Source organism: Nostoc sp. DSM 114167, assembly GCF_052692655.1.
In genome coordinates this window covers 4585668-4598721 of the sequence record NZ_CP195116.1, presented here as the reverse complement: position 1 = coordinate 4598721, position 13054 = coordinate 4585668, and the positions used below count along the sequence as shown (strand labels likewise).

2 protein-coding genes and 1 pseudogene are annotated in these 13054 nt (G+C 42.1%); all 3 read left to right on the top strand.

Annotation, left to right across the window (positions count from 1 at the left end):
* The first annotated feature begins 54 nt into the window (after positions 1–54).
* The 3 genes and pseudogenes from NSTC731_RS19590 (at position 55) to NSTC731_RS19580 (ending at position 13026) form a co-directional block, all read left to right on the top strand.
* Positions 55–1278 (top strand): annotated as a pseudogene (locus NSTC731_RS19590) (ATP-binding protein).
* 75 nt (positions 1279–1353) lie between these two features.
* Complete coding sequence (locus NSTC731_RS19585) at positions 1354–7143, top strand: AAA family ATPase (protein ID WP_445626395.1); 5790 nt, start codon at positions 1354–1356, stop codon at positions 7141–7143.
* 75 nt (positions 7144–7218) lie between these two features.
* Positions 7219–13026, top strand: a complete 5808-nt coding sequence (locus tag NSTC731_RS19580; protein WP_445626394.1) for an AAA family ATPase — start codon at positions 7219–7221, stop codon at positions 13024–13026.
* Positions 13027–13054: the final 28 nt, after the last annotated feature.

Below are 13054 nucleotides of genomic sequence, written 5' to 3'. Positions count from 1 at the left end.
TCTCGCTTTCATAACTTAGTAAACAATGTACCTGGAGTAGTTTATCAATACAGCATGAGTGCCAATGGGGTTATATCGTTGAGTTACATTAGTGCCGACTGTTACAGCTTGCTGGAAATTACCCCAGAGCAAGCCATATCTAATTGGCAGTTTTTCGACAATCTGGTGTATGCAGATGATGTCGTGAGTTATCAGCAGTCCCAGATTGATTCGATTCAAACCTCATCTCCTTGGCAATGGTCTGGACGAATTGTTACACCTTCTGGAATTATCAAGTGGATTCATGGCGAATCAAGAGTCCAAAGATTTGCTGATGGGTCTATGGTTTGGGATGGCTTATTTTTAGATATTAGCGAACAGCAAGCAGCACTTCACAAACGCAAAATTGCTGAACTTGCTTTAGAGCAAAAATCACTCGACTTAGAACAAGCACTAATTGATTTACAAAACGCCCAATTACAAACGATCCAAAGTGAAAAGATGTCTGCTTTGGGTAACTTAGTTGCTGGGGTAGCCCACGAAATGAATAATCCTTTGGGTTTTATTTCTGCCAGTATTAAACAAGCTAAACCCACGATCGCCGATATTGTCGAACACTTGAAACTTTATCAAGAAACTTTACCTGATAAGAGTGAAGAAATCCTCGACCACGAGTCATAAATTGACTTGGAATATAGCTTAGAAGACTTGCCAAAAATGCTTAATTCGATGACGATGGCGTGCGACAGGCTGAAAAACATCAGCACCAGTTTGAGAACTTTTTCTCGTGCCGATCGCGATTACAAAGTACCTTTTAATATCCACGAAGGTATTGATAGCACGATTTTAATTTTGAAACATCGTCTCAAAGCTAACTCTGAACGTCCGGCGATTGAAGTTGTCACTAACTACGGCGATTTACCGCCAGTTGAATGTTTCCCCGGACAATTAAATCAGGTATTTATGAATATTCTTGCTAATGCTATTGATGCTTTAGAAGAGTCGAATATTGGGCGAAGTTTTGAAGATATTCAAGCCAATACCAACCGAATTACTATTACCACTGCCGTGCAAAATGATTTCGTAAAAATTGCTATTGCAGATAATGGTCAGGGAATGAGTGAATCGGTAAAACAAAAGATTTTTGACCATTTGTTTACTACGAAATGTGTAGGTAAAGGAACGGGGTTAGGGTTGGCGATCGCTCGGCAAATTGTTGAATCAACCCACGGCGGCAAATTGAGTTGTAACTCTGTTGTTGGTCAAGGCACTGAATTTATTATTGAAATTCCGGTGTAAATTTTTATTCTTGTTTCTAAATAACTTTAGATATCTGGGAACACTATATCAGTAAATCATCACTTCTTCAGCAGTATGATAGCCACTTTTGTGAGAATTCCTGGATATAACGTTACCGCAGAAATCTACAACGGTTCGAGAACCGTGGTTTATCAAGCAGTTCGAGAAACTGACTCTTTAAGAGTAGCAATCAAACTGCTGAAAAATCCTTATCCCAATTTCAGCGAACTCTTGTCGTTTCGCAATCAGTATGTGATTGCGAAAAATCTCCACTCACCTCTAATCGTCCAAACTTATAGCCTAGAACCGTACCAAAATGGCTATGTTTTAGTCATGGAAGACTTTGGGGGAATTTCTCTGACAGATTATTTCACCTCTGACCAGACGCTACATATCGCTTCTCTACAAGAGTTTTTAGAAATAGCGATCGCACTCTGCGACACCTTAAATTTACTCTACCAAGAGCGGATTATTCATAAAGATATTAAACCTAGCAATATATTAATTAATCCCGAAACCAAACAAGTTAAATTAATTGACTTTAGTATTGCATCACTATTACCAAGAGAAACCCAAACCCTCGTTAACCCCAATGTTTTAGAAGGAACATTAGCTTATATCTCTCCCGAACAAACAGGCAGAATGAATCGGGGGATTGACTATCGCACAGATTTTTATTCACTCGGCATAACTTTCTACGAATTACTCACTGGAGAGTTACCTTTTGCGTCCAACAATCCAATGGAGTTGGTACATTCTCATATTGCCAAAATCGCACCATTAGTACACGAAATTAATCCAGAAATTTCATCTGTACTATCAAAAATTGTCAGTAAATTGATGGCGAAGAATGCTGAAGATAGATATCAGAATGTATTAGGACTGAAATTAGATTTAGAAAATTGTCTGCATCAGTTACAAGTTTCGGGTAAGATTGAGAGCTTTGAAATAGCACAGCATGATGTGTGCGATCGCTTCATTATCCCCGATAAACTCTACGGACGGGAAAATGAAGTTCAGTCTTTACTGAAAGCCTTCGAGCGTGTTGCTAGCGGCGGTTCTGAACTGATGCTAGTGGCTGGTTTTTCTGGTATTGGCAAAACTGCGGTGGTGAATGAAGTCCACAAACCCATCACCCGACAGTGCGGCTATTTCATCAAAGGGAAGTACGACCAGTTTAATCGCAACATTCCGTTTTCAGCCTTTGTCCAAGCTTTTCGCAGCTTGATGGGACAAATCCTCAGCGCATCCGATACAGAATTAGCTCGCTGGAAGGAGCAAATCCTGGCGACTGTTGGTGAAAACGGACAAGTTCTGATTGAAGTCATTCCCGAACTAGAATACATCATTGGTTCCCAACCCCCGGTAATTGAATTAGTTGGGAGTGCATCTCAGAATCGGTTTAATCTGCTCTTTGGCAAATTTATTCGGGTATTTACGAAAAAAGAACATCCCTTAGCGATCTTCCTCGATGATTTGCAGTGGGCCGATTCTGCTTCTTTGAACCTTTTGAAATTGTTGATGAGCGAGTCAGAAGCAGGCTATCTACTCGTACTGGGAGCTTATCGGCATAATGAAGTTTTTCCAGCCCACCCGCTGATGCTAACCCTCAATGAGATTAGAAAACAAGGTGTCAATCTCAATACTCTCATGTTGGCTGCTTTGAATGAATTAGATATTACTTGTTTAGTTGCCGATACATTGCAGTGTTCAAATAATATCGCTGCGCCACTTTCGCACTTGGTCTACCAAAAAACTCAGGGAAATCCATTTTTCACCATTCAGTTTTTGTACGGACTGCACGAGGAAGAATGTATTTTTTTCAATCGTTCCTCCGGCTATTGGCAGTGTGACTTAACCCAGGTGACACAGTTGGCGCTGACGGATGATGTTGTGGAATTTACGATCCGACGATTGCAGAGGCTACCAGAAGCAACACAGCAAGTATTAAAGCTAGCGGCGTGCATTGGTAATCGATTTGATTTAGAAACCTTAGCAGTAGTCTGTGAAGCTACTCAAGATAGTGTAGCAGCAGACTTGTGGCGATCGCTTCAAGACGGGTTAGTTATTCCAGAAAACTCAACCTACAAGTTTTTCCAGGGCAAAGGACACGATGTAGAAGCAATTGATAACATTACTGTTAGTTATCTGTTTCTCCACGACCGAGTACAGCAAGCCGCTTACTCTCTCATTCCTGAGACTTTGAGACAAGCAACCCACTTCCAAATTGGCAAACTTCTGCTTGCTAATGTTTCAAAAGAAGAACAAGGCAGTAAAATTTTTGCGATCGTCAATCACTTAAATGAGGGCTTGGTACTTCATCAAAGCCAAGAAGAACGTTCAGAACTTTTACAACTAAACTCTATTGCCGGGAAAAAGGCTAAAGAGTCTACTGCCTATGGAGTTGCTGTTAACTACTTTACGGTAGCTGAGAGCTTGTTACCTCCAGATAGTTGGCAGCAATGTTATGAGAAGTCCTTAGATGTTTATTTCAATCTCGCAGAAGTTAAATATTTGTCTGGAGATTTTCAATCTTCTCTAGCCATTGTTGAAGCGATCTCTCGCTTTGCAAGACAACAAATTGAAAGAGCTGAAGCCTTTAACCTAGCGATTTTGATGTTCACATTGCAAGGTCAGTACCTCCAAGCACTTCAGTATGGACAAAAGGCATTGTCTTGCTTGAATTTTGATTTATCAGAAATAGACTTACTAGAGAAACTTGAATCTTACCAACGTGAGATTCAATTGAAATTAGGCGATCGCACAATAGAGCAGCTCGTTGATGAACCAGAAGCCACCGATCCAGAAAAACGCCTGATTATCAAAATATTGAATAATTTAATCGTACCCGTTTATGTTCTCCAAAAGGCAGAACTATACTTTGTCGTCGCGTTATCGATGGTTTCAGTATCTCTCAATTTTGGCGTAATAGCTGAATCAGGAAACGGATTTTCCGCCTATGGAATGTATCTCGGATATTATCAAAGCAACTATCAATCTGGCTATGAATTTGGAGTACTTGCAGAAAGTTTAGCCAAACGATTTAAGCAAGCAGATAATCTATGCAAAGCTTGTTATATGCTGGGGAATAATCTGCTTTCATGGGTGCGTCCCTTGCGTTGCTCAGGGCCTATTTTCGATCGAGGATTAGTGGCTGGGCTACAGTCTGGGGAGATGGTTTTCTCAGGTAATCTTTTGATGTACAAGCTGCTCAATCCATTTTATGCAGGAGAAAACCTATTAGAAATTCAGCAAAATCTTCCTGAATATTTAGAATTTTGTGCCAAGAAACTTAACTATCAGCTTACTGTGGATGTGCTCTCTGGATTAAACATTGCGCTTGCTGAACTGACAGCTAGTTCTGCTCTTGATATCCCGACTGAGCAGCAGCATCTTGAAGTATGTAGAATAAACAACAGCGATTATGCAATTTGCCACTATTTGCTCCTAAAAACTAAAATTCTCTGTTTTTACGGACGCTATGAGGAGGCATTGAAATCGGCTCAGGGGGCTGAAGACCTCGTTGGTACAATTACTGGAAAATATCAGGTTGCAGCGATCAATTTCTATCAATCTATTGCTATAGCTGAATACTGCCGGAGTCATTCTCTAGGTTTAGACAATAGTTACATCCAAAAAGTTAAATCAAACCAAGCGCAACTGAGTCTATGGGCAGCTAGTTGTCCGGAAAACTTTGCTCATAAGTACGATCTCGTGAATGCAGTTTTAAGCGTTTTATCAGGACAGAAAACACAAGCAATTGAACTATTTGATAGTGCTATTTCTCTTGCTGAAGTCAATGGCTATCTGCAAGAACAAGCCTTAGGAAACGAACTTGCAGGTAAATTCTGCCTCGAATGGGGCAAAGAAAAATTCGCCGCAGGCTATATACAAGAAGCTTACTATTGTTACGCAAAATGGGGTGCAAAGGCCAAAATTGCCGATCTGGAAAGACACTATCCGCAACTGCTAACCCCTATCCTCCAGCAAATCCATACTCCCTTCTCCACTAGAGACACAATCTTCACATTGGCAAATGTTACATCCGTCAGTTCCAGCATTTCCGACAGTACTAATGTATCTGTTGCTTTAGATTTAGCTGCCATTCTCAAAGCTTCTCATACTATCTCAGGTGAAATCGAATTTGAAAAACTGCTTTCATCGTTACTTGAGATCGTCATTGAAAATGCGGGGGCTGATAAATGCGTGTTTATGCTCTTGCGAGACGAGCGCCTGTTAATCAAAGGAGCGATTACCACAGGTTCAAAGCCAATTGTCTTGCAGCGTATTCCCATTGAAGATAGTCACGACATTCCCCACAGACTGATTTACAAAGTCAAACATGACAAGCAGACTGTTGTGCTACTAGATGCAACTGCCGATTTGACTCTCGCCAACGACCCATACATCATGCGCCAGCAGCCGAAAAGTATCTTGTGCAGCCCGATTTTGCATCAAGGGAAGTTGATGGGCATTTTATATCTCGAAAACAGTTTAGTCACGGGGGCCTTTACAAAAGAGCGCGTCGAACTTCTCAACTTACTTTGCGCTCAAGCTGCCATTTCCTTGGAAAATGCCCGACTTTACGAACATTCCTTAGAAAATGCCCAACAATTAGAACAGTCGCTGTCGGAGTTGAATACGGCCCAGTCTCGCTTCCACAACTTAGTAGATAACGTGCCTGGAGTAGTTTATCAATACCAGATGACTCCTGATGGGGTTTCCACACTGACTTATATCAGCGCCGACTGTTACAACCTGTATGAAATCACCCCAGAGCAGGCTACTGCCAATGTAGATTTTCTCACACAAATGGTGCATCCAGAGGACTTCGCTTCTTACCAGCAGTCCACAAGCGATCTCGTTCAAACGCTATCTTCTTGGCATTGGGAGGGGCGAATCATCACCTCTTCAGGAATCGTCAAGTGGATTCACGGAGAAACGCGAACCCATCGCCAGGATGATGGTTCGATCGTTTGGGATGGATTGTTTTTAGATATTAGCGATCGCAAGCAAGCAGAACTGGCATTGCAACAAGCTCAATTACAAATTGTTCAAAGTGAGAAAATGTCTGTGTTGGGTAACTTAGTTGCTGGTGTTGCTCACGAAATGAATAATCCTTTAGGTTTTATTTCTGCCAGTCTTCAACAAACTAAACCCACCATTGCCGATGTTACCGAACACCTGAAATTATATCAAGAAACTTTCCCAAATAAAAGTGAAGAAATCGAAGACCATGCAGAATCAATTGACTTGGAATATAGCTTATCAGACTTGCCCAAAATGCTTGATTCCATGACGATGGCGTGCGAAAGATTGAAAAATATCAGCACCAGTTTGAGAACTTTCTCTCGTGCCGATCGCGATTACAAAGTGATGTTTAATATCCACGAAGGTATCGATAGCACTATTCTCATTCTCAAACATCGTTTGAAAGCTAACCCTGAACGTCCGGCGATTGAAGTTGTTACAAACTACGGAAATTTACCGCAAGTTGAATGCTTCCCTGGACAATTAAATCAGGTATTTATGAATCTTTTGGCTAATGCTATTGATGCATTAGATGAATCGAATACCGGGCGCAACCTTCAGGACATCAAAGATAATCCCAACCAAATTACCATTACAACTTCAATCGAAAATAATCTCGTTAAAATTGCCATTGCTGATAACGGTAAAGGGATGAGTGAATCAGTCAAATCAAAAATATTTGACCATCTATTTACTACGAAATGTGTGGGTAAAGGTACGGGGTTGGGATTGGCGATCGCAAAACAAATCGTCGAATCAACCCACGGCGGCAAATTGAGTTGCAATTCTGTTATCGGTGAAGGTACAGAATTTATCATTGAAATTCCGGTGTAAATTTTTATTCTTGTTTCTAAATAACTAGAGATATCTGGGAACACTATATCTGTAAATCGTCACTTTTTCAGCAGTATGGTCAGCACTTTTATTAGGATTCCCGGATATCGCTTAACAGAAGAACTCTACAATGGTTCGAGAACCCTCGTTTATCGAGGATATCGAGAAACTGACTCATTACCTATAGTCATTAAACTGCTGAAAAATCCCTATCCGAGTTTTAGCGAACTCTTGTCGTTTCGCAATCAGTACACCATTGTCAAAAATCTGAATTCACCTCTAATAGTTCAAACTTATAGCCTGGAACCTTACCAAAATGGTTATGCATTGGTGATGGAAGACTTTGGCGGTATTTCTCTCAAGGAATGGAGAGTTAGGGGAAATCTCCAATCTCTACAGGAGTTTTTAGAAATTGCGATCGCACTGTGCAACACCTTAGATATTCTCTATCGAGAGCGCATCATTCACAAAGACATCAAACCCAGCAATATATTAATTAACCCTCAAACTAAACAAGTTAAATTAATCGACTTTAGCATTGCATCTTTACTACCAAGAGAAACGCAAACACTAATTAATCCCAATGTATTAGAAGGAACGCTGGCTTACATTTCACCCGAACAAACAGGTAGAATGAATCGAGGAATAGACTACCGAACAGATTTTTATTCCTTGGGTGTCACCTTCTACGAATTATTGACAGGAGAGTTGCCGTTTCAATCAAATGACCCGATGGAATTAGTGCATTGCCATATCGCCAAAGCAGCACCATTAATACATGAAATCAACCCACAAATTCCCTTAGTAATTTCAGAAATTGTCATGAAACTCATGGCAAAAAATGTAGAAGATCGCTATCAGAGTGCCTTAGGACTAAAATACGATTTAGAAAAATGTTTATGTCAGCTAAAAGAAACAGGAGAAATTCACAAGTTTGAAATTGCGAGTCGGGATCTGTGCGATCGCTTCCTCATTCCCGACAAACTCTACGGACGAGAAACCGAAGTAGAAACTCTATTACAAGCATTCGATCGAGTAAGTCAAAGCACAACAGAAATGATGCTGGTAGCAGGTTTTTCCGGCATTGGGAAAACAGCCGTCGTCAACGAAGTTCACAAACCAATTGTCAAGCAACGCGGTTATTTCATCAAAGGAAAATTCGACCAATTTCAACGGAACATTCCCTTCTCTGCTTTTGTCCAAGCATTTCGGGATTTAATGGGGCAATTATTAACCGAAAGCGATGTTCAGCTAGAGCAATGGAAGAATCAAATATTAGCAGCACTTGGAGAAAATGGACAAGTAATTATCGAAGTGATTCCCGAACTAGAGCGCATTATTGGCAAACAACCTTCTGTCCTCGAACTCTCTGGCAGTGCTGCTCAAAATCGCTTCAACTTACTGTTGGAAAAATTTATCCAGGTGTTCGCTACAAAAGAACATCCTCTAGTCATTTTCATTGATGATTTGCAGTGGGCAGATTCGGCATCGCTGAAGTTGATGCAGCTGTTGATGAGTAAAGCTGATAGTCAGTATCTCTTACTGATTGGCGCATACCGGGATAACGAAGTTTCACAAGCCCATCCATTAATGTTGATGCTGCAAGACCTGGAAAAAGCAAAGGCAACCATTAATACTATTACCTTAGCTCCCCTGAATCGGGCATCAATAAATCAGTTAGTTGCAGATACGCTGAGTTGTTCTCTAAACTTGGCCTTACCGTTGACCGAACTGGTGATGAGCAAGACAAAAGGTAATCCCTTCTTCACTACGCAATTTCTCAAAGCATTGCATGAAGATGGATTAATTACTTTTAACTTTGACGGTAACTATTGGCAATGTGACATTGCTCAGGTGCGATCGCTCTCGCTCACTAATGATGTCGTAGAGTTCATGGCAGTGCAACTAAAGAAATTGCCACTAGACACCCAAACAATTCTCAAATTGGCAGCTTGCATCGGGGCGCAGTTCGATCTCAATACTCTAGCAATTGTTTCAGAACAATCCCAAACAGACGTAGCGGCAGCGTTATGGAAAGGCTTGCAAGAAGGGTTGATTTTACCAATTAGTGAAGTTTATAAGTTTTACCAACAAGAGTCTTTAGTCAATAGTCATTTGTCATTCGCAGACGAAGTACAACAAACGAGCGATGACCCAGAACAATTGACAGTTACTTACAAATTTTTACACGATCGCGTCCAGCAAGCCGCCTATTCCCTAATTCCCGATGACCAAAAAGCTTCGATCCATCTGAAAATAGGTCAACTGCTGCTCGACTATACATCTGACATAGAACAGAACAACAAACTATTCGATATCGTCAATCACCTGAACAGGGGATTGAAATTGGTCGTTGAACCCGCAGAACGAGCGAAAATTGCCCGGTTAAACGGACTCGCCGCTAAAAAAGCTCGGTCTGCAACCGCCTATGAATCTGCCATAACCTACGCAAATACGGGGATCGCTCTGTTAACCCCCAATTGCTGGCAAAGTCAGTATGAATTGGCGCTAATGTTGCACGAATTGGCAGCTGAAAATGCTTTTCTTGCCGCAGACTTCGAGCAAATGGAACATTGGGCGCAGATAGTATTGCAGCAAGGAAAAACTCTCCTCGATCGGGTGAAAATCTACGAAATTCAGATTCAAAACCATACATTGCAGCATAAACTGTTGGATGCGAGCGACCTGGCGAAACAAGTGCTAAGTCAATTAGGTATTCAATTGCCCGATAGCCCCACGCAAGAAGATATCCAGCAGGGATTTCAGCATACGGTGAACCTGTTGGCGGGTAGAGCGATCGAGGAGTTATTATACCTGCCTCCCATGACGGCAGGTGAACCTCTAGCAGCGATAAAAATTGCCGCCAGCGCTGCATCAGCTATTTATATTACAAATCCATCCTTATATCCATTACTAATTCTGTCGCAGGTGAATGCCTCGATTCAATACGGCAATGCGCCATTCTCTGCCTTCTTTTATGCCCACTATGGTCTGCTGTTGAATGGCATTTTAGAAGACATGGAAGGGGCAGAGCGGGCTGGCAAGCTAGGGTTAGCGGTCATCGAAAAACTCAATGCTAAGGAAGTTGAATGTAGAACCCGCGTTATAGCAGGGGCGCTGGTTCTGCATGGAACTACTCATCTGCAAACGTCAGTGCAAGTTCTACGGGAAGGCTACCAAATTGGATTAGACACCGGAGATTTGGAATTTGCGGGTTATGCCGCACTTCATAGCTGCAAAAATGCCTACTTCAGCAGTCAGGAACTAGGAACGCTGGAGCAAGACATCAACGCCTACAGCCAGATGCCAAAGAATCTCAAGCAGGTTCAGACGTTTAACTACTTTCAAATGCTCGGACAGGCGGTTTTTAACCTGTTGGGCAACGGTAAGAATCCCCAGCTTTCTGTGGGCGATCTGTGCGACGAGGCGCAGTTGCTACCCCAGTTGTTGGCAGCGAACGATCTGATGGGGCTTCATTTCTTCTATCTGCACAAACTGATTCTTGGCTACTTGTTTGGTGAAACGGCACAATCCCTGTTAGAGATTGCGACTGAGGGCAGACAGTATTTAACAGCAGGGGCAGGTTTGGTTACGGTGCCAATCTTTTACTTCTATGATTCTCTTGCTGCTTTAACTGGAGATTGTAGTGGGGATTCCGATCTGGGAGATCGCTTGCAACGGGTAGCAGAGAATCAGGCAAAGTTGCAGAAGCGATCGCATCATGCACCGATGAACTACTTGCATAAGTGGCATTTGGTGGAGGCAGAAAAGCATCGAGTGTTAGGTGAAAAAGCTGAAGCGATCGACTTGTACGATCGCGCCATTGCTCTGGCTAAAGAACACGGTTATATCCAAGAAGAAGCCCTCGCCAACGAACTAGCTGCCAAATTTTACCTTGACTGGGGCAAACAGCGCATTGCCCAAGAATACATCACGAATGCTTACTACGCCTATGCCCGCTGGGGTGCGAATGCCAAAGTCGCCGACTTAGAAAAACGCTACCCCCAATTACTCGCCCCCATATTACAGCAAACCCGTTTGGCCCTCTCAACTAACGAAACTATCTTCGCTTCGGGAAGTATCACCTCCACTACATCTGCTACTTCCAGCAGCAGTGCTTCTGTAGCTTTAGATTTAGCTGCCATTCTCAAAGCTTCCCAAACTATTTCTGGCGAAATCGAACTGTCCAAACTGCTTTCATCATTGCTTTCGATCATCATCGAAAATGCGGGGGCTGATAAATGCGTGTTAATGCTGTTGCAAGACTCGCGCCTGCTAATTGAAGGTTCGATTACTGAGGGAACACAGCCCGTCGTGTTGCAGCATCTTCCGATTGAAGACTCTCAGGATATTCCAAGAAAGCTGATTTACAAAGTCTTGCACAACAGGCAACCTGCTGTAATAGTTGATGCCAGTGCCGATCTGACTTTAGCAAACGACCCGTATATCATCTGTAAGCAAACCAAAAGTATTTTGTGCAGCCCAATTTTGCATCAAGGGAAATTGATCGGCATTCTATATCTAGAAAATAATTTAGCACCGGGGGCATTTACGAGCGATCGCGTCGAACTTCTCAACTTACTTTGCGCTCAAGCTGCCATTTCCTTGGAAAATGCCCAACTTTACGAACGTTCCTTAGAATCGCTATCGGAGTTGAATGCGTCCCAGTCTCGCTTCCACAATCTGGTAGACAACGTGCCTGGAGTCGTTTGTCAATACCAGATGAGTGCTGATGGCATCCTCTCGTTAAACTACATCAGTGCCGACTGTTACAATTTTTACGAAATCACCCCAGAACAAGCTGCTGTCGATCCCGATTTTCTCGACAAAATGATACATCCAGATGATCTGGCTTCTTACCTGCAAACTTACACTGACACCGTTCAAGCTCGATCTTCCTGGTGCTGGGAAGGACGAATCGTTACCCCGTCAGGAATCGTCAAATGGCTTCACGGTGAATCCAGAGTTGAACAGCGATCGGATGGCTCATTGGTTTGGGATGGATTGTTTTTGAATATTAGCGATCGCAAGCAAGCAGAACTTGGCTTGCAACAAGCTCAATTACAAATTGTTCAAAGTGAAAAGATGTCTGCGTTGGGTAACTTAGTTGCTGGCGTAGCTCACGAAATGAATAATCCTCTGGGTTTTATTTCTGCCAGTATTAAACAAGCTAAACCCACCTTTTCTGATATTGTTGAACACCTGAAAATATATCAAGAAACTTTTCCACATAAGAGTGAAGAAATCCAAGACCACGAATCAGAAATCGATTTGGAATATAGCTTAGAAGATTTACCGAAAATGCTTGATTCCATGACGATGGCGTGCGACAGGCTGAAAAATATTAGCACCAGTTTACGCACTTTCTCTCGTGCCGATCGCGATTACAAAGTACCGTTTAATATTCACGAAGGTATTGATAGTACTATTCTCATTCTCAAGCATCGTCTCAAAGCTAACGAACAACGTCCCGCGATTGAAGTTGTCACCAACTACGGCAATCTCCCTCAAATAGAATGTTTTCCTGGGCAACTAAATCAAGTATTTATGAATATTCTGGCAAATGCCATTGACGCATTAGAAGAGTCGAATATTGGGCGGAGTTTTGAATATATTAAAGTTAATCCCAACCGAATTACTATTACCACTTCAATGGCAGATCGACTCGTGAAAATTGCCATTGCAGATAATGGTAAAGGGATGAGCGAATCAGTTAAACAGAAAATATTCGAGCATTTATTTACTACGAAATCTGTGGGAAAAGGTACGGGTTTGGGGTTGGCGATCGCTTTTCAAATCGTCGAATCAACCCACGGTGGCAAATTGAGTTGCAACTCTGTTCTGGGTCATGGTACAGAATTTATCGTTGAAATTGCAATGTAAATCTTTGCTCTTGTTTATCAAACACTCA